The sequence below is a fragment of the Pseudomonas sp. Bout1 genome, assembly GCF_034314165.1.
Lineage (GTDB): Bacteria > Pseudomonadota > Gammaproteobacteria > Pseudomonadales > Pseudomonadaceae > Aquipseudomonas.
Genome location: NZ_JAVIWK010000001.1, coordinates 309657 through 329952, shown reverse-complemented (window position 1 = coordinate 329952; position 20296 = coordinate 309657). Strand labels below are relative to the sequence as shown.

Genomic DNA, 20296 nt, shown 5'->3' with positions numbered 1-20296 from the left:
GACTCCTATCAATCAATTCGAATAAGGGGAACGGTACGGACTGACCGGCAAGGGCATAGGCCCGCTCAGGTCTTCAAACAGGTAGCGCAGGTAGGCGTTGCCGACGTACTGGCGATAGTCCTGGGCGTTGTCGAGACCGACTTCGCCACCCAGGTAAAAGCGCGAGCTGAGGCGGTATTCGGCGGCGGCGTTGAAGCTGTAGCCGATGCCGGTCTTGCTGTCCTTGGCGTATTTCGGATCGCCCCGGTCACTCTGGAGCTGGTCATGCCCCGGGAAATAATCGACCGCATCTTGCTCGATATGCTGGATGCCCACCGAACTTTTTATCTGGTAGCTGAAGCGATCAAAACTCTGCGCCCAGCGCACCGGCACACCCAGGGAGAAGAAGCGCTGCGGGCTGAAGTAACCGCCCTGGCCGTAGGTGTAGTAACCCTGGTTCTCCTTGAAGCCCATGACCGAACCGCTGATACCGAGGGTCAGGGTGTCGGTCGGGGTATTGCGCAGGTACCAGTAGATGCCGCTGCCCAGTTCCAGGCGGGTGTTGTCTTCGACGTTGTTGCCCAGCATCTCGTGCAACGAGGCGTAGCCATACACACCCAGCTTCTGGTTGTCGTAGCTCAGGTCGCCACGCCCGCCGTTGGCGGTCACACCGCCCCATTTCTCGCCGGTACGCTTGTCTTCAGAACCGGCAAAGGAGGTCACGCTGTCGGTGACCGGGCGCCGGGAAACGTTGACGCCGTAGCGGAAGTTCGAACCTTGAGAGAACGGCCGCGAGACGCTGGCGCCACCGACGATGGTGTCGTACAGAAAGCCCAGCGGGCTGACGCCGATATCGGCCTTGAGGCCTTCATCCGGGTTCTCCACGGCAATGGCCAGGCCGACGCCGGTGTCGCTTTGCGAGCCAGCCGGGTCATTGGTGCCACCACCAAACCGAGTGGCGGAGTTGGTTTTCACGCTGCCCGAACTCAAGTGCACTGGCGTCACGCGCGCGGCAACATTGAGATCACCCACCGGAATCCGAACCTCGAACGGCGCCTCAACATCCGTGATTTTGCTCAGGCCGCTTTCACCGTTGTTGCTACGAACGCTCAAGCCCTGCACCACGTAACCGGTACGATCCCGCAGGATCGTATCCAGCGCACGACGTGCCGGGCTCAGGTTGGCAGTGTCGAGCGAAGCAATGCTCGACGGCGCCTCAAACGGCTCATTCAAGTTGTTCGGCACCGAACGTCCGGAGGTCGCCAAGGCATTTTCCGGCACGACATTGGCCGGTGCATCAATCGGCGGCGGAACCGCACCGGCGACGGTCAGGTCGGTGACTTGGCGACGCTGGCCCGGCAAGCCCACGAAGGGGTTGTAAGCCACGCCTTGGGAACCGGCCTGGGCCAATTGGGTTTGGCTCTTCTGGCTGTTCTCAATCGCCAGCGCCTTGCGCAGCAACGCAGACGCTTCGTTGTTTTTGCCCAGCCCTTGATAGATGCGTGCCGCCGACGTGAGGATCTCAGGGTTACCCGGCTCCAGCGCCAGCGCCTTGTCACTGGCGCTTTCTGCCAGGCCACGGTCACGGCCTTGCAAGGCGATATCCGCCAGGCCCAGTTGCAGACGGGCGTTGTTCGGGTTCTGCTGGATCAGCGGTGCGTAAAGCTCCATGGCTTTTTTGCTGTTGCCGCTGGCCGCGTACATCCGCGCCAGGGCACCTACCGCCATTGCATCATTGGGGCGCTGCGCAAGGGCCGGCGACAGCATGTCGTAGGCCGCCACCAGGTCGTTTTTCTCACGCAAGGCGTCAGCCTGTTTGACCCGGTACAGGTAGATCAAATCGTCGTAGCGCTGACGGCCTGTTTCACTTAGAGGTTGGCCCTGCACTTCGCGCAGGATGTCGCCCGCCTCGGTGTAGTGGTTGGCCTTGAGGAGCACGTTGGCGTACAGCAGTTTCTGGTCGATGGTCGGGTTCGGATTGTTATCCAGAACCTTTTGCATGATATCCAGGCCTTGCTGCGTCGCCCCGACTTCCACATAAGCGGCCGCCAGAATCGCCAGGCGCTCAGGCTTCTGCCGGGTCATGGCTTCACTGCGGCCCAGCAGCGCGAGGGCTTCCGGGCGCTGGCCACGGCGGGCGGTTTCGATGGCGATGTCGGTCTGCTTGTGCAGCGCGATATCGATGCCCAGCTCGTTCATGTCCGCGGTACGTTGCCCGGCCGGGATACGCGCCAGGGTCTCTTCGGCTTTCTTCCACTCGCCCAACTCGGCCGACAACAGCGTGCTGGTGTACAGCGCGTCCGGCTGGTTGGGTTGCTTGGCCAGCAGGCCGTCGATCAAGGCTCGGGCGTTGCGAATCTGGCCGTCGCGCAGGTAAATGCGCGCCAGGGCGAAGCGCGTCCACGGGTTTTCCGGGTCGGCATCAAGGGCTTGTTTGTAGGCGGCTTGCGCGGCTTTCAAATCGCCCCGTTGCTCGGCCAGTTTGCCGACTTGGGTAGCACGCAATGCGGTAATTTTCACACTCGGCGCGAACTTGGCGCGCTCGGCGGGCGATACCGAATCGATCAGCTTCAAGGCTTCTTCCGGCTGCCCCGATTGGGACAGCACGTTGATCAAACCACTCAGGGCATCCGGGTCGCCAGGATGGCGCGCCAGCACTTTGCGGTAGCCGGCTTCGGCCGCGTCGAACTGATTGTCCTGAGCCTGGAAACCCGACAGCGCCACAGCAGCGCCGGGCTGGCCAGGGTTCAGGCGTTCGGCCTGGGCCACCAGCTCGCGAGCCTGGCTGGTGCGGCCGCCACGCTGGGCGTCACGGGCCTGGTTGAGCAGGTTCCAGTAGCGCACATCATTGAGCGCCGACTGCCACGCCGCGCCACCCGGCAAGCGGGTGGCCTGCACCAGGTAGCTTTCGGCCTCGGTGAAGCGCTGCTGCTGTTGACGCAGAACGCCCATGCCGCCAAGGGCATCGACGTCGTTGGATTTTTGGTTGAGGCGCGCTGCCAAGAGCGGTTCGGCGGTTTTCAGGTCGCCGTCATCCAGCGCCTTGAATGCCTTGGTCATCTGCGGATCACGCTGCCAAGCGGCGCCGCCCTTGCCTTGGGCAATGCCCTTGTTCATCAGCGCGCGGATCTCGGTGTCGTCCGGGTGCGCCGCAAGAAACTGCTGGAACAGCGACACCTGGTCACTCTTCGGCGGGCCGAGCCAGATCAGCGCAAAGCGCCAGGTTTCATCGGCGTTGCCGCCCACGTCGTTGTTCGGTGCCAGCTTGGCCAGGGCACGAATGCCGTCGGCACGGGTGGCCGGGTTACGCGCCAAGTGCTTGGCCAGAAACAGCGCCACAATCGGGTCATTCGGCCGCTCGCGGGACAAGCGCTGCAAACCGGCGATGGCCTCGTTCGTGCCCTTGGATGTAAAGCCGAGGGTGTTGTAATACTCGCGGGCAATCAAGCCCTGAGGCTCGCGCCCCTGGAAGATCTGGCGATATAACGCCACCGCTTGTTCGCGCTCTTCTTCGGGCTCGCCCAACTCGCGGGCCTGTTCCAGCAGCTTGGCGTTGGCCGGAATGTTAACGGTGATGTCCTGCTCCAGCAGCAAGGCCTGGCGCGGCACCGGGCTCAACGCCTGCAGGCGGGCCAGGTACTTTTGCGCTTCGGCCGGGCGCTGTTGCTGCACCGAAATCAGCCCGATGCCGTACAGCGCATCCGGTTGGTCGGGGCTCAGGCGCAGCAGTTTCTGCCAGGTCTCGAGGGCGCGTTCCGGGTTCTTTTTCGACTGCCAGTAATAGCCCTGCTCGATCAGCAGGCTTTGCGGGTCAGTGGTTTCGGCAAAACTGGCGCTGGAAGCCAGGGCGGCCAGAATCGCAATGGCTAGCGTGTGACGGCGCATGCTGACTCCCAGGATAATTTCACCGTGCCGTCTTGTTCGAAACGGTACTTTTGATCAGCAAAGCCCTGGCCGAACAGGCTGAGCATGTAGTCGTAGTAAATCGGTTGGGCACTGTCCGGTGCCGAAGGCGCGAGGGCTTTGGCGAGGGCGTCATCGACCTTCTGCTTTTGCAGTTGCGCCAGGGCGGTTTCACCCCGGGCCTGGAAGAACGCCACGGTGGAAGCCGAGAAACCCATCGGCGTGTAGCCGTTGTTTTTCTCCACTTCGCCGGTCAGCACGTGGACTTTCTCTGGCGGCAAACCGCTGACCGACGAAGCGGTGGCGCGGGAAATACCGCCCAACGCCTTGAGCATCGGCGCGGCCAGCGGGTCGCTCTTGGCGGTCATGCCGGCCCAGAGGTAAGTGCGGATCGCATCGTAGCTGCCCAGGTCATCGGAAAACGGATCAACGATAAACAGCCCGGTGGTCGCGCTGGTCGCGCGATAAGCCACCCAGTTAGCCGCCAGACCGTGGGGATTGCTCGGCAGGTCGGCGAGCATCTTTGCGTTGCTCTCGGCCACTTCGTTCCACCCGGCGTTCGGGCGCTCTTTGGCAAAGCGGCGCAGTTGTGGCAACACTTGATAGCTTGGGTTAAAGCGCCACAGGCCACCTGCATGCACATAGCCCACCGGCCCCGGCAACAGCATCTTGCCCAGGCCCGGCACACGCACGATCAGGTTGCGTTCAACATTGGCCAACACCAGTTGCGCGTCGCTGCGGTACTGCGGTGCATTCCACACCCGCGCCGCTTCGAGCAAGGCGTAAGCCATCCACAAATCGGCGTCGCTGGCGGAGTTGGGGTCGATTGCGCCCCACTTGCCGTCGTCGCGCTTGCCCCACAACCAGGCCGGCAGGTTCTGGCCGATATCGGCGCCCGCCATGTTGGCCTTGGTCCAGGTCCAGAGCTTGTCGAAGGTCGCCCGGTCGTTGCCGACCAAGGCAAAGAACATCGCGTACGACTGCCCTTCGGAGCTGCTTTCCGTCGGTTTCATGGACGAGTTCAGCACCCGGCCATCGTCCTGGATAAAGCGCTTGGCGTAGTTCTGCCACAGCGGCCAATCACAGGTCTGCGCCTGGGCTGCACCGGCAAACATTGCCGTACCCATCACAGCCAGAATCGCGCTACGCAAAGGGCTCATGCCAACCGCCGTTTTGCACGGGCACGCAGTGCCAGGTAGATCAGGCAGGTCAGCACCAACAAGCCGAGGAAGGTAATCGCCAGCATCCAGCCCAGGTTCTGGGACAGCTGCCATTGCATGAATTTGAAGTAGTTCAGGTTGCCGACGTAGTACTGCTGGTCTGCAACCAGCGAGCTGATCTGGGTGCCCTGCACCACCGCCAGGCTGCCCTGGATCGAATCTTTGTAGTCGTCACCGCCAATCAGCGCCGAGGTCGCTTCAAGCAGGCCCTGAGGCTGGTTGCTGGCGATCAGCACCACACTGCGCCCGGCCTTGAGCGGCGATTGGAAACCGGCGAACCAGGTGCTGCTGCTCAAGCCGCTGAAGGTGATGCCGGCGTTGGCCGGGTGCTGGTTGGCTGCGGCGTCGGGGCTGATCCAGCTGCGTACATAACGTGGCAGGTCAGACAGCAGGAAGTGGTGCTGCGGGCCGTCACTGGTGGCCGGCAGGTACTGCTGCCATTGCTGCAACAGCGGCTGGTTGCCGCCGGTGGCGAGCACCAGCAAGTCTTTATCGGCAACGCTTTGCACGTCCTTGGCCTGCACCACTTTGACGGCGGTGGCCGGGTAGCCGGTGGACTCGCCGAAGCGACCCATCACGGTCAGGTAAGCGCTCAGTTCATCGGTGCCAACGTTGTCCGGCATCACCACGGCAGATTCCGAAAGGTCAGCCAGGCGGGTGAACGGGAAGCCGGAGTCGTTGAACACGCCCAGGTTCGGCATGGCAATAAAGTGCTGGTAGCGGCTCAGGTCCAGGCTCGAATCCGGGTCAATCGCGCCGCGCATGTTGTCGACGATGATGTCCCGGCATTCGCCTTCCTTGATGTAGTCATACATGAAGCGCAGTTGCAGCTTGGACTTGGGCGAAGCCGAGCTGATCGGCAACAGGGTCGTCACTTCACGGGGCAGGGTTTCGTCTTTCTTGAGCTGGTCGAGCAGGCTTTGCCCGCCGCCCAGGTTGGTCACCGAAGGCAGCGCGACGGACTTCATGAACTGGTCGTTCAGGCCAATCAGCAAGGAGGAGTTGGTGGACACCTGCTGCGGCGTGTAGCGGTATTTGACGGTGAGCGGCACGCCCTCTTCACGCCAGTTGAACAGGTCGGGCGGCAGGCGCAGGTCGACGCTGATCGGGCCCGGGTTGTAGCCCGAGACGTTGAGTTTTTTCAGCTCCACCAGCTCGCCAAGGCGCACCGGGCGGTTGCTGGGCAACCAGTTCGGCGCGTCGTACGGCGTGCGTGGGGCCAGGGTGTCGAGCTTGGTGATGACCACACTGTTGCCAGTCAGCACCGGGTTGCCCAGCACCACGGCGGTGGCGGCACGCTTGAGTTCAGCGCCGTCACGGCCGGAGACGATCAGCAGCTTGCCATTCGGGTCGTTGGGGTTGGCGATCAGGGTCAGGGTCGGCCCTTTAGGCTCAGGCACGGCCACACCGTGCACGTCCACGGCCTGGGTGCTTTGCACCAGCACGATGGCATTGCCCTTGGCCGGGATCTCGCCGAGGGTAGTGGGGAATGTCGCGCCGCGATAGCTGGCCATGCCGCCGACCCACGACGACAGTGCACCGGCGGCTTCCAGCGCGGCGTTGTCGGGCGCGGTGGCAAACACGAACGGCAGGCTGACCTGGCGCGCGTCACGCTTGTCGAAGAACGGCAGCGGCAGCACCGACAGGTCGTCTTTCAAGACGATCGGTTGCACCTGCACTTTCAGCTCACTGTTGTTGCTGATTTTGGCCCACAGGCTGCTGTGCAGCGGGTCTTCACAGGACATGGTGTAGTGGCCGATGAACTGCAGGCTCAAGCGGTTGAATTCGGTGATCAGGTGCGCCGGAATTTGCACCAGCTTTTCCTGCTGGATGCCCGCGCCGTCTTTGGGCAGCGGCAGGCTGGCGGCGACTTCGTCGTTGACCAGCACGTTGATCTGCGACAGGTCCGCCAGCAGCGCCGGCGAGTAGCTGTACTTGAGCAACAGTTGCGCGCCCTTCACCACCTCATCGGCACGGATGTCGAAGTTGACGCTGTCGGACGCTTCCACGCCTTGCAGGTTCATGGTGTCGCGACGGCCCAATTGCTTGAGGGTCAGGCTGTAGCCGTCATCAGTGCTCTGCACCGCAACGGCGGGTGCAGCGGCCTGCGCCTGCGAGCCCAGGCCCAGCAGCGAAGCGATCATCAGCGCGAGCACACCGCGCGACTGCGGGCGGGCAAATAGTGTGGAAGTCATGGCTTGTCCATCAGCGTATCGAGCGGTTGTGAGGGAGTGCGGCGCAGGGCCAGACGCAATTCATGCAGCGTGGCGCGGCCCAGGGTAAACAGGCCGCCGATGCCGATGGCACCGACTTCACGCAGGGCAGACAACGGTGTATCGGGTTGGCCGGCGCCCCAACTGGCGGCCCAGGTGTCGGCGCGGGAAAACGTCAGGCGTACCAGTTCGCTTTGTTGGCGCAGCGACAATGCATCGAATTGCGCGCCAATCTGCGCGCCCTTGCTGAACACCACCCGCGCCTGGAACAGGCTGTCTTGGCCGTTGCGCGACAGCACCAGCTGCACCGCTTCGCCCTGGGCAATTTCGTGCCCGTCGGCGAGGATCAGGCCGAAGCCGTTTTGTGAGAAATCCTGGGTCATGCCCTGGAGCACACGACCATCGGCGCAGATCACGCTGACCGGCAATTTAGCGCTGACCCGCGGCTCGGAACGCACTTGCCGCGCCTCGGAAGCCACCGCCACCGCAGCACTGGTGATGATCAGGTTGTAGAGGGTCCAGGTCAGGTTGATCGCCACGGTAACCGCGGTGGACTCATCGCCCCAGATCAACTGATAGAGACCGAAGCCCAGGCCGACCAGATTCACCGCGAGCAGTACCAGGTATGGCCTTGCAAGTTTCCAGTCGAAGAACTGCTTGTCGATGATCCCGCCCTTGTCGGTGACGTTGAAGCCACCGGCCTTCGGGTTGACCAGCGCGACCAATACCGGCGGCAGGATGTACCAGGCCAGCACGGTCTCGTAGACCTCGTTCCAGAACGAGTGGCGAAAACGCCCCTGGATTCGTGAGTTGGTGAGGCTTGAATGCACCAAGTGCGGCAACACATACGCGACGATCATCAGCGCCGAAGCGTGGAAGATCTGCGCGCCAAAAATCAGGTAGGCCAGCGGTGCGGTCAGGAACACAAGGCGCGGCAAACCATAGAAGAAGTGCAGCATGGCGTTGGCGTAGCAGATGCGCTGGCCCCACTTCAGGCCTTTGCCCAGCAGCGGGTTGTCGGTGCGGAAAATCTGCGCCATGCCCCGCGCCCAGCGGATGCGCTGGTTGATGTGGCGCGACAGGCTCTCGGTGGCCAGGCCCGCCGCCTGCGGGATCGCCAGGTAGGCGGTGTTATAGCCCAGGCGGTTAAGCTTGAGGGCGGTGTGGGCGTCTTCGGTCACGGTCTCGACGGCCACGCCGCCGATTTCCAGCAACGGCTTACGGCGGATCACCGCACACGAGCCACAGAAGAAAGTCGCGTTCCACAGGTCGTTGCCGTCCTGCACCAGGCCGTAGAACAGCTCGCCCTCGTTGGGCACGGCGCGGAAGGTGTCGAGGTTCTTTTCAAACGGGTCGGGCGAAAAGAAGAAGTGCGGCGTTTGCAACATCGCAAGCTTGGGGTCCTTGAGGAACCAGCCGAGACTGACCTGCAAAAAGGAACGGGTCGGCACGTGGTCGGCGTCGAACAGCGCGATGTATTCGCCGTCGGTGACCTTCAACGCCTCATTGAGGTTGCCGGCCTTGGCGTGGAAGTTGTTATCGCGACGGATGTAGTTCACGCCGATCTTGCGGCAGAAATCGCGAAAATCATCGCGACGGCCATCGTCGAGGACGTGCACGCGCAGCTTGTCCTTGGGCCAATCCATCGCCTGAGCGGCGAAGATGGTCAATTTAACGATGCTCAATGCCTCGTTATAGGTCGGGATGAACACGTCGACGGTGGGCCACTCGGACGGTTCTGTCTTGAGCCACACCGGCTCGCGGCGCAGCGGCCAGGCGGTTTGCACGTAGCCGAAGATCAGCACCACCAGCGCGTACAGCTCGGCGAGCACCAGGCCGTAGCCGAAGAGCATGTCCAGCCAGGTTTCAAAGCCCAGGGTAGAGGTCAACCGCCAGTACATGTAGCGCAGCGACGCCACCAGCGACAACACCACCAGCGCGAGGATCGCCATGCGCCCGGGAATCTTGCGCAGCACCAGCACCGCAAGGAAGCACACGGCGGCAAACAGGCATTGGCTGTAGAGGTCCAGCGGGGCGCTGACAATGCTCACCAACAGCATGGTCCCGATCACGCAACTGACCACCACCAGCACTTTGCGCAGCGCGTCGGGCCAGCGGTTGAAGCGCGAAATGGCGGCATCTAGGCGCTGTTCAGCGCGCCCCGGAGTGTGAGGCGTGGAGGACGTAGTGTCGGTCATGGAAGGTCCGAATCGATGCGTTCGAGCAGCGTGCGGCACAGGGCATGAATGTCCTGGCAGCCGAGACTGTTGACGGTAGGGTCGAGAGGATCGCGGCCACAGGCCTGGGCTTCGCTGAACGCCGGGTCACGGTGCACCGTGCCGAGCAGAGCATTGCCGAGGCGGGCCTTGAACACTTCGGCCATGTCCAGGCTGAAGCGGTGGGCGCCGTCGAGTTGGTTGATCACGTAGTAACGCTGTGGCGGTTTTTCGCGCTCAAGGTACGGCGCCAGCACACTGTCCATCTGGGCCAGGGTGCTGAACGAGGCGACATCCGCCTGCACGGCCACCAACACCACATCGGCCAGGGCCATGGCCTGACGCAGGTACACCGTATTGCCAGCCGGCACGTCGATCACCACGGTGTCCTGCCCGTTCAGGCGCAGGCCGGCAAGGTGCTTGGGCAGCCACTCGACGTCCTGCCCCAGCCAGCGGTTGAGGTTCTGTTGCTGGTCGTTGTCGGTGTCACCGAACGCTACCAAGCGGCAACCCGCGAAGCCGCGCTCTACCAGGCCATCCCAGGGCTCATTGCTCAAGCTCGTCGCGCCGAGGCCGGGTAAATTCAGGCCCAGGCACAAGTGATGACGCAGGGCGTTTTGCGGGTCCAGGTCCAGCGCCAGTGCAGGGCGACCTTGACGCTGCAAGCCGCTGGCGATGGCGGCAGTCAGCATACTGCGACCGACACCACCCTTGAGCGAGACCACCACGATCACCTTGGGCGACGATTGATCCGAGTACACCTCACCGGTCGGCCCCTCCACCACTTCGGGCGGTTGCACATGATCGGCTTCGGCATGGGTCAGCTCTTCGAGCAAGCGCAGCAAAGGCGCCGACGGCGGCTCATCGAGTACGACCGCAGATGCGGCCTGGGTTGGGATGGGCAAGGCGTCGAAACGCTCAACGACCACGTCATCTTCAAGATAATCGTGGACGGCCTGCATCTCCCGGTAGCCATTTGGATTGGCGCCCAGCTTATTGAATAGTTTTGAAATATCGTCTGCGCGACTCACCCACGGCCCTCCCACTTAATACGCTTTAAAGGCGATAAAAAGGTCAGCGCGTTGGCTGACCTTGGTTTTTCTAGTTATGTGTTGGCAGGCGGCATTCTGTGATATCAAAGTGATGGTGTCAGTATTTTGATGCTTTTAGACTAATTCTTTCCGACGAGTGGCATGGCGTCGTTTTTTTGACTGTTTTTTGGCGTTTTTGATATTAACTTACAGATCAAAAGGTTAAGATATTTCTGTCGCTATTTTCCTGGCCTACCAGACAGGAAATGCGCTCGACTGACGAACCCAATATCAACTAACTAATTAATCCTTATTGCTCCCTGACAAAGGGCTTAAACGATTCCGCTATTAATATGACGCTTAATATTTCGAAACAGAATACGGCAAGAATCGCCTTATTCAAGGTAAAAACGATGACCGTTATGTCGATAAAATCTAAGTAAGTCGATCTCGCTCACTAAACCCTCTAATGGTCCTATTTGCGTATCAAGTTGTATGCAATTCCCCTTTCAACACATCCCGAGGCAAAAAGCCGGGGTGCATGACACAGGCCGGATACCTTCTGGTCGCTCAATAGGCTCCAACGAAACACACCGCCTATTGACCCCCGAGGACACCACCATGAACCGCAAACCCTTCATCGCCAGTTGCCTGCTTGCCTTGCTCAACGTTGCCGCTTTTTCGGCTCAGGCCGAGGCCCGCCAAAAGCCGGATGTGCAGCGAGTGCTGTCGACCGTGGACGATGGTGGCGCGGCCTGCGGCGTGGTAAATGCGCGGCTGACCTACCTCGATTCCCAAGGGCATAAGCGAGTGTTTGACTACATGAAGTTTGCAGATTCATGCAACGAAGGCAGCTAATAAGGCGAACGACAAACCTGTGGCGAGGGAGCTTGCTCCCGCTGGGCTGCGAAGCAGCCCCAAAAACAGAGGGAGCGCTGCGCACTCCAGCGGGAGCAAGCTCCCTGACCACAAAATCTCATCTGCAGCTAAATGGCTTTAACCGCGAATACGGTGCTCGGTGAACTCATACTCTTCCTGGCAATCGCCAGCCGGGTCCGCCGCCACACTCACGTAATGAACGGTGTCAGTGTCGACCATCTTGTAGGTGTAGATATCCGGCGTACGCACGCCATCGGTTCTCAACTCATTCTTGCCATTGGCCGCGGACCAGGTGCCGTTCTCGGTTTGAATCGGCTGGGTTTGCTGCGCATCACGGAAAAACGTGATGGTGAAGCGGCCGTCGGGCTTGAGGTTGTTGTTCCAGGACAGGAACTGACATTTGGCGCTTTCTGCACGCAGGCCTTTCCATTGGCCGACCAAGGCGGGGTCATTGACTGGCTTGTTGGCGGCGCAGCCACTGAGGGTGGCGGCTAGGACCAAAAGGGCCAGGGAGATAATCCGTTTCACGTGGTGCTTCCTTCTATTTCATCCTTGGGACGCCCTAACAAGGGCCCGCAATGGATGGCATGTTGCCACTAGGCGAAGGGTATTTCCAGTGATCCAGCGCACGGGATTTGCAGGGTTGGGGTGGTTGAAACGAGGCCAAGCAAAGAAAACCCGGGCGATTGCAAAAATAGTCAGAATTCAGGGGTTTACAGATGCTTTCCAATCGCTATAATCGTCGCCCTAACACGCCGGTATAGCTCAGTTGGTAGAGCAACTGACTTGTAATCAGTAGGTCCCGGGTTCGACTCCTGGTGCCGGCACCATACAAGGTTCCAGAGAAGGCTTTCAAAATCTCTGGATCCCCCGAAAAACCCGCCTTCTGGCGGGTTTTTTCGTTTTGGCGTTCCGTCGGATTCCGGTGAATCCTTGTGGATTCCAACCGGTTTAAGGGTAGAGTTTGGGGTAAAGGTCACTTCGATAAAAGGGAGTACCCTTATGTCGCGCACCACTGCTCCACTCTCTGATTCGGCTTGCCGCTCAGCCAAGCCCACCGACCGCGCCTACAAGCTTTTCGACGGCGACGGCCTCTACCTTCTAGTCCAACCCAATGGCCGTAAAGGCTGGCGGCTCCGTTACGTCAAACCTGACGGACGGGAAGGACTGACCTCGTTCGGCAACTATCCCATCATTGGCCTCGCCGACGCGCGCCGCAAGCGCTTGGAGGTCAAGCGAATGCTGGCGGATGGCATTGATCCCATAGAGACCAAGCACCAAACCAAGGCGGAAGCTGTGATCAAAGGCAAAACCTTTGAAAGCGTTGCGCTGGACTGGCACACGGAAATGTCGGCCAAGTGGGCACCAGGCCACTCCAAGACTGTGATGAGCCGCCTCAAAACCCACGTGTTCCCGCTGATCGGCGCCCGCGCCATTGTCGACCTCGACACCCATGACCTCATGCAGCCCTTGGAAGCGATCAAGAAGCGCGGAACGATAGACGTTGCTTTAAGGGTACAAAACTACCTGCAGAGCATCATGCGCGAGGCAAAGCGCCTCCGGCTTATCACCATAAACCCTGCTTACGACCTCGAAGGCTCGATCAAGGCCCCGCGGGTGATCCATCGCCCCGCCCTACCCTTATCGCGACTACCGGAACTGCAGGAGCGGATCGACACCTATAAAGGCCGGGCACTTACCCGTCTGACGGTGATGCTGTCACTGCATGTGTTTGTACGATCCAGCGAACTGCGTTTCGCACGCTGGAGCGAGTTCGACCTCAAGCGCGGCACCTGGGAGATACCGGACACTCGACCCGCGTTGGAGGGAGTACCCTTTTCCACAAGGGGTACGAAGATGGCAGGGGATATCCATTTAGTACCCTTATCGCCGCAAGCGGTGACTCTGCTTGAACAGATCCACGCCCTCACCGGTAAATTCGACCTGGTGTTTGCAGGCGATGCCAAGCCCTGGAAACCTATGTCCGAAAATACCGTGAACAATGCGCTACGGACGATGGGGTACGACACCAAAACCGATATCTGCGGACATGGGTTTCGTTCGATGGCCTGCAGCGCACTGATCGAGTCAGGATTGTGGTCGGAGACAGCTATTGAACGGCAGATGAGCCACAAGGAGCGCAACAACGTCCGCGCCGCTTACATCCACAAGGCCGAGTTCATCGAGGAGCGCAGGCTGATCATGAACTGGTGGAGCCGGTACCTGGAGGCCAACCGGCAGGAGCATGTCACTCCACACGAATTCGCGAACCAGACCGGAGTGAACGTCACTCGCCTAAAAGCAAAACGTGGCGCAACTGAGTAAGCGCTCGATCTTCATATCTCAGCGATCCGCTTGTCCACGCGGGTCCATCCAAACAGGGCTGCAAAGCCGCCCTGCTTGGATGGACCTCACTTAAAAAATCTAAAGCCCACACAACTGTCTGTGGAAAACCACTGATTTCCACCGGTGGATAATTTCATCCACAGCCGCAGAACTCCCGAAAATTGGAGTCTTGACCCGAATTATCCACAGGCGTAGAAAAGATCGGGCAAAGCGCTGTCGTTGACAGCAACCCAGGTAGCCAGAACCTTTAAGGCTACGCCACACCGTGGTGGTTCTCCCCAAAGTGCGATTAGCGTCCGGTAGCTCGCACGGTCACATCGATGTGATGGATGCCTACTTTTACCAGTGCGCCCACTGCGGCAACTCACCCCCTTTCATAGCTGCCCTGCAGCAACCTATCCGCTTGGCCATTTCCTTGCGCCAACCTGCGCCCGTCTCTTTCCTCCGGAAAGAGACGGGCGCTCCTACCGCTGCTGCAGCCCAACTCGTACAAGGCTTTGCGGCATTTCCCCTCGTGACAATCGGCGTGACAAACACCGAAGTCACCAGCAACAGCGATGCAGATGATGGTGCCGCAGCCCACGGAATGGACTACACCTGACTGACAGTCAGGTATGCCCCGGTCATCGCCTCACTGCCTTCACTCGACTCAGGATCTCGCGGCATTGGCCCCGTCAGCCAATGCAGCCTCCACCCGCCCACCGGTATTCGGTGTTCAGGAGGCCAGATCATGAGATGCCCAAGCTCCCGGTCGTAAAGAGCCGCCAGTCCCGCGTTAGTGGACAATCCTCACAGGTCGCAGGGGCCTTGATCCCTGATAACACTCAACATTCTTGGCGGGATGACGTGGGGAAGGTTTTAAAAGTTTTGGCTTCGAGAGGAGTTCGATCATGGCATTGGTCGGTAGACGAGACGGGCGAAATTTTGGCTATGGCCGGCAACTGAGCTATGCCGGATCGCAAGCATTGAAAGATCTGTTTGGCGGTGGGCATTACGGGACCGTCAAAGCACACAGTGATCGGTGGCAGGCATTTGTGCGCTGGTGTCGGTCAGAGGATGGGCCAGGGTTCAACGATGCGCGGCAGATTAACCAGCAGACGTTACTGGACTACGCAGGGCATCTGCGTCACCAAGTTGAACAAGGTGACCTCGCCATCGCCACCGCGCAAAACCGGTTGTCCAGCGTAAACCGAACCATGGTCGCGCTTCGCGGTGATCGGTACATAAAAGTGCCGAGCCCGAGCAAGGCGCTAGGAATGCAGCGCACTACCATCCGCACAATCGCCCCGCAAGGCCAGGATAGTGATCAGGTGAGGCGGATCGTCGACGCGCTCCGTGAACAGCATCCACGTGCCGCGGCCATCGCGCAGTTGGCGCGAGCGACCGGAATGCGATTGCGCGAGGCCATTTTGGCCGATCTTCCACGCCTAAAGCGCGAGGCCGAACAATACGGCAAGATCAATATTCAGGACGGCACCAAAGGTGGCCGCTCAGGCGCAACAGCGCCTCGTTGGATCACCGTCGACAAAGAAATCCTTAGAGCACTGAGCTTTGCCTACCTGACCTCACCTCACGGTAGTAGCAATCTGTTGTTCCCGCAGGAACACTACCGTGATTTCCTCCGTGGAGTCATAGCTCCCGCTCGGGACATACTTCACGATCACGGATTAAAAGGCTTTCATGAGTTGCGAGCAGCGTATGCCTGCAATCGCTATGAAAAAATCACCAATCATCCTTCCCCTATCAACAATGGCAATTGCTACCAGCTTGACCGAAAACTAGACTTAGTTGCGCGAGCTAAGATTAGCTATGAGTTAGGGCACAGCCGTACCGATGTCGTTGGCGCCTACATTGGAGGTCGCCAATGAATGCACCTTTCGATATGGAAATCTTTCTAAGCAGTACTCTCAAAGGGTCTCAGGCCACACGCATCCGACACCTGCGACAAGCCGAAAAAATTCAGGCAGCCATCTGCGAACGTTGGGGACGTAGCAACCCATGGACATGGCAAAAAAAACACCTCACATGGTTTCTTAATTCATCTGCCATATACCACTCCCCTGCTACTCACTACTACTACAAATTAACAGCTCGACTAATTGAATCTCGTTCAAACAAAACCTGGCTATAGTCTAAATATATTTATTCACTAATCCAACTAAAAAAACTAAATGTCAACTTAACAGTAGTAACTTGTAATAAAGCACCCCCTATGAGTTCTCTATACTTTAAAAACCTATGCCGCTATATTTGGCGCTACGAGACTTAACATCCTAAGAAGCAACCGTCCCCTCATAAACACCCGACTATATGACACAATTAGAAAACCCATAGCTGAGACGTTAAAAAAGTTGCAGATACATGCCGATATATCTACTCCTCAAAGCTAAACATCACAAACCAATGCAGCATGAGCGTATATGCCACATATAAAGACAACTATTCACATCATTAAAACCGTTCACAGGTAAAACCATACACCGAAATATAGCTTACCTCGAATTATACATAAGCCCCCACACTATTAGCGACATGATTAGCATTCAGCAGTTTAGTTGACAAGGCGAAATAGCGAGCCAAGTAATAGGAAACTCAAAAAAATGTTTATCGATAACGTGGATTTTTTGAGCCGATGACGCTAAAATGCCATCACTTAATTTTAAAGCATGGTTTAGAAACATAAATAAAGTATGGAATGCACATTCGTGCAGAATGCGATCGAGTTAAGCGCGAACAAAACATGGATATGCCAGATGAAACAAAAAAAAGGTTTAAACAACAAAAAAAGAATCAGCAATGACCCCAATATTTATATTAGACGACACGGGGAAACCTTGGGGAACGTTGGCCACCGGATACTCACACAGCTTAAAGCACTAAGTGATGCAAGGCTGACCACCAACATTGTCAACTTATCCCGTAGCAAATTACTTCCTAAAATATGTAAACCGCTGTACAACAAAGACACTCACTATCAAATTCTTAGTACGAAAAATTTCGTCAACAGTAACCACTATGTGTACTGGGCGCTCGGATTATTTTTTAACTGCGCGAAAGAATTGAAAATTTTCAATACAGCCAGAATCGAATTTAATCTATCCTTACTGTCATCTGACTTACCAAGAGCCAATGCTGCATTAAATACAGTAGAATCTGTCAGTCATTGTTGGTGGGCAATTTCCAACAGAATTCATGTGATAAAAGAGCTAGACAAAGCACCTACTAAAGAAATTATAAATCGTATCCAAGACAATTTCCCCAACCATGATGTTTCGAGCAAAATCCGTGACATCTTGCTTATGTCAGAAAGCAATAATATATCTGTCTTCGCGAGCATACTTGAAGCCCAGCTAAAAGAATATCGAGCCTCTGGCCTTAAAGGAATAATATCATACGGTGCAGTATTATCCTGCATGCAACTGCCTATTGCATTTGACAAAAACAGAAAAGTATCTCTGGAAGATCTGAATAACTATAGAATGGAGTCCATAGTAGATCAATACCTTCTCTTCAAAACCATACTTTCGGAAATATACGTTCGAGGGGAGTCGTTAGATCCGACGATAGAGAAGCTATCGCTAGAACTCGCTGAAATTCTTCAGGATGAAGAGCTCTTCAACCTTCTGAATAAAAATCATGATGTTGATGTTGCTACGATGGCGATCGTTGATGATTATACTCGTGGCAACTATAACTCCGTGATTGAAGCTGTCTCCAAAGCTATATCAGGCGGCTTAGAGTTAACGTTCGGACTAATAGAAATTTACGCCAGAGCCAAGGTCTATGTTGGCAGCACTACTGACAAACATTTATATGACCACATAGCAAATAGCCTCAGTAGCATTTTTATGCTTCAACCAAATAGTGACGAGTGCATAGCCTATTTGCGAAAACTCTGCGTTAAATTCAGAAGCGAAGTTTGGGCTAAATCCTTGATGTTTCATTTGACTCACATTCTTTCAGAGGTTGAAGAGGATCAAGTTATAGAGCTTAGCCGTAGAGCTACACTTGCATTAGGTCGCTGGAACACACCTAAAGCCTTCACATCAATACAGAAGCGCGCCCTATTTACAGACGTTGAAATCAGTAGAATTCCGTCAGAAAGGGCAATACGCCACGGATATGAAGACTCTGAAAAACTACACCTAACACCTTCGCACTTTCCGATACTAGCCGACTATTTAAAAGTTCAGTCAGCCCGATACATACAAAAACAAGACTGGATGAGCCTTATAAACTTTTCCATTGACAGTTATTTTAAAAACAGATTTGCTTCATATTACTTACCAATGGCAACAATATGTGGCGAAATAGCTGATTTGGATAAGCCTGATAACGCCACCTTTATCTCATGCCTGATAACACTAGACATATATAATAGAGAACAGAACGGGGCATATGAAGAGCTAAAAACCGAACTCTTTATTGACTTGCTTGGTGCAAAAAAAACTCATAAGCCAACGATATTATTCCCCGGGGAAACTTTAGAAGAAAACGAGAAATACTTCTTGCGATATATTTGCGTACCTTTCCAACTAGACAATATAGGCGCATTCAAAAACAACGATCAAGTTATTCATGAACGTGTCGCAATTTTAGACAGGCTGATATTAGCATCTCCGGAAATAGCAGAAGCACTGAAAATAGAAAAAGATAAAGTTCTCGAAACATTATTTTCAGATAAATTACGAGCTAAAATTGAGACTGGCAAACTTTTTGTAGACATTCAGGCTCTGGAAACCCATCGCAAGCACTACTATAAAAAATTATTTGATCAAGCAAAGTCAATTGAGGGAGGCACAGCACTTGCCCCTCTTAACTTAAAAGATTTTGACAAAAGCTCTACAGACATACTCGAAATTGAATCAGGTGATACAGGACTACCCCTTGCTGTTTCATCAAATGAAAAAACAAGTTTGCTATATAAAATTTTCACTGCAGCAGCGCGAGACTTTGCTTTAAACGAAAACTATGGGTTAGATAAGTACCTCAGCGCAGAGATAAGGCATACTGTTTTTGTGACGCAATTGCGCGCATGCTTTGAAAAGGCGAAACTAATTACTGTTGAAAAAAACGGTGAGTATTTGCCAAATACATATTGGGAAGAAAAGTATTCTTATTTAACAGCAGGAATAAAAGAAGAAATTGATATAATATTTAGAGGATTCTCGCGGAAAGTTGATACTACCCTGAAAGACATCAATAATCATTTTAGAGTACATGTCGATGGCGCTGAAAAAAATAATTATATCTTTGATTTCTCGGCCTATTATTCCCGACTAGTTCATATTTCTAAGATACTAGATAATCACGACAAATTTGATAGCTTCTTCGACTCACTGATTGAATATATGTGGCAGTTAGCTGCCGAGCATGCAAAAAAAGCTCAGAACCTTATAAATGATACATTGCATTCGCTCATACTGAACGATATCCATAATTTAGAAAGTGAGATCACTACCTCAAAGGCAAGAGCGCCTATGGGTGAGTTGATGCAAGAGATAAGAAATTGCAGATCTAGTTTTAGTAAAGAGATAGAGCTTGTGCTCAACTGGTTCAAATTCGTTGGTTCTGATGGAGTTGAAAGCTTTGAGCCTCTAGGTGTTGTGTTGGAGGCATCAGTAACGTCTTTCCAATCCATTTACGGTCATAAAGGAGCTGAGATAACTTTCAGCCAACAAAAAAGCGATCTAATTTTAAACTATCGAGAATCAAGATCACTGTTCATTGCACTTTTCACGGCAATAGAAAATGCTGTGAAGTATCGGAAATTTGAGTCAGCAGTGCAAATAGCTCACTCTACACAGAATAATACAGATACAGTAACTGTTCAAAATTTAATAGACGTAGAAAGTTTCGGCGATAAACAAGTCTTCATATCACACCATAAAGCTCGCTGGAACGATAGCAACTCCAATCTAAGTAGAGAAGAAGGGGGTAGCGGAATTTACAAAATATATAATCTGCTTCACAACTCATCTCCAGGTTTTTCGTACAACATCGAGGCAACCGACGACAATTTTATATCCACCATAGGACTTAAGCATGAAAATTTTAGTAATCGAAGATAATCATTTGAAGCGTGAAAAAGTCGTTGACTTTTTGAAGTCAGAACACGGCGCAGAAGTATTTGAGGCTGCAGCCTATAATAGCGGCCTAACTATCGCCAGTGAAAGCCACTTTGACTTCATCGTGCTCGACATGAGCATGCCAACATTTGACCGTACAGAAACTGATCGCGGTGGAAGATTCCGAACTCTCGCAGGAAAAGAAATTGCCACCCGCCTTAAGAAGCTAAACCGTTTAAGTCCATTTGCTGTGTTAACTGGATACACCGACTTCAGTGATGACACTAGAAATCTCAGCATTGATCAGATTAGAGATCTGTTAACTGTCATGGGGGATTACTACAAAGGCACTATTTTCTTTGACTCTGCTAACTCGAAGTGGAAAGAAACTTTGTCCGAGATTATAGAGAACTTATAAATTGATAAAAATATTAATCGTAG

Annotated in this window: 11 protein-coding genes and 1 tRNA gene; 6 read left to right on the top strand and 6 right to left on the bottom strand. The window is 55.3% G+C overall.

The features are described 5' to 3' along the window. Positions 1-12: 12 nt before the first annotated feature. The 5 genes from RGV33_RS01495 to bcsQ are packed head-to-tail and all read right to left on the bottom strand — an operon-like array spanning position 13 to position 10493. Entirely contained in the window at positions 13-3864 is a 3852-nt protein-coding gene (locus tag RGV33_RS01495) for a cellulose biosynthesis protein BcsC (protein ID WP_322142820.1), read from the bottom strand. Then, positions 3846-5042 (bottom strand): cellulose synthase complex periplasmic endoglucanase BcsZ, encoded by a 1197-nt coding sequence (gene bcsZ, locus RGV33_RS01490; RefSeq protein ID WP_322142819.1) that lies wholly within the window; start codon positions 5040-5042, stop codon positions 3846-3848. The genes RGV33_RS01495 and bcsZ overlap by 19 nt, the downstream gene beginning before the upstream one ends. After that, positions 5039-7297, bottom strand: coding sequence for a cellulose biosynthesis cyclic di-GMP-binding regulatory protein BcsB (gene bcsB / locus RGV33_RS01485; protein WP_322142818.1), 2259 nt, complete (start codon positions 7295-7297; stop codon positions 5039-5041). The genes bcsZ and bcsB overlap by 4 nt, the downstream gene beginning before the upstream one ends. Continuing rightward, positions 7294-9513, bottom strand: a complete 2220-nt coding sequence (bcsA, locus tag RGV33_RS01480) for a UDP-forming cellulose synthase catalytic subunit (protein ID WP_322142817.1) — start codon at positions 9511-9513, stop codon at positions 7294-7296. Before bcsA ends, bcsB begins: the two co-directional genes overlap by 4 nt. Further along, positions 9510-10493, bottom strand: coding sequence for a cellulose biosynthesis protein BcsQ (bcsQ, locus tag RGV33_RS01475; protein WP_322148599.1), 984 nt, complete (start codon positions 10491-10493; stop codon positions 9510-9512). The genes bcsA and bcsQ overlap by 4 nt, the downstream gene beginning before the upstream one ends. A 690-nt stretch (positions 10494-11183) precedes the next feature. Here bcsQ and RGV33_RS01470 point away from each other — a divergent pair. Then, complete coding sequence (locus RGV33_RS01470; RefSeq protein ID WP_322142816.1) at positions 11184-11420, top strand: DUF2790 domain-containing protein; 237 nt, start codon at positions 11184-11186, stop codon at positions 11418-11420. A gap of 138 nt (positions 11421-11558) precedes the next feature. On the opposite strand, the gene RGV33_RS01465 is transcribed toward RGV33_RS01470, so the two are convergent. After that, positions 11559-11969: a hypothetical protein gene (locus tag RGV33_RS01465; protein ID WP_322142815.1), complete on the bottom strand. Its 411-nt coding sequence runs from the start codon at positions 11967-11969 to the stop codon at positions 11559-11561. 226 nt (positions 11970-12195) lie between these two features. Here RGV33_RS01465 and RGV33_RS01460 point away from each other — a divergent pair. From RGV33_RS01460 to RGV33_RS01440, 5 genes are all read left to right on the top strand, one after another. Next, positions 12196-12271: transfer RNA gene (locus RGV33_RS01460), tRNA-Thr, on the top strand. A gap of 172 nt (positions 12272-12443) precedes the next feature. After that, positions 12444-13766: a tyrosine-type recombinase/integrase gene (locus RGV33_RS01455; RefSeq protein ID WP_322142814.1), complete on the top strand. Its 1323-nt coding sequence runs from the start codon at positions 12444-12446 to the stop codon at positions 13764-13766. A 911-nt stretch (positions 13767-14677) separates the two neighbouring features. After that, positions 14678-15655, top strand: a complete 978-nt coding sequence (locus RGV33_RS01450; protein ID WP_322142813.1) for an integrase domain-containing protein — start codon at positions 14678-14680, stop codon at positions 15653-15655. Positions 15656-16540: 885 nt separating this feature from the next. After that, positions 16541-19858, top strand: a complete 3318-nt coding sequence (locus RGV33_RS01445; protein WP_322142812.1) for a hypothetical protein — start codon at positions 16541-16543, stop codon at positions 19856-19858. Continuing rightward, complete coding sequence (locus RGV33_RS01440; protein ID WP_322142811.1) at positions 19833-20273, top strand: response regulator; 441 nt, start codon at positions 19833-19835, stop codon at positions 20271-20273. Before RGV33_RS01445 ends, RGV33_RS01440 begins: the two co-directional genes overlap by 26 nt. Positions 20274-20296 lie beyond the last annotated feature (23 nt).